Annotated in this window: 1 protein-coding gene; it reads left to right on the plus strand. The window is 39.4% G+C overall.

Translation table 11 applies throughout. The features are described 5' to 3' along the window. Window positions 1-320: hypothetical protein (locus tag HC175_RS22250; RefSeq protein WP_168140020.1), on the plus strand; the 320-nt coding region annotated here is incomplete at both ends.

Raw genomic sequence — 320 nt, forward strand, 5'->3', positions numbered from 1 at the left:
TACAACTTATACCATTGGTACCGGAAATTGTTTAGATTCTGTTGAGTTAACGGTTACTGTTGTTGAAAACCTGTTAGCAGGTGAAAACGCAACGGTTAATCTAACCGACGAAGACACTGAAATTTTTGATCTATTTGACGAGTTAGGAGGAACACCTGATGAAGGTGGTATCTGGACTGACGCTGAAGGAAATGAAATAGACGGATCTTTTGATCCTACTACAGATGAAGCCGGTGTATTTACTTATACCATTGTTAGTGACAATGAGTGTGAAGACTCTGCCACTGTGACTGTTACATTTGAAGACGATCAAAATCCTT

The sequence above is a fragment of the Salinimicrobium oceani genome (assembly GCF_012037645.1).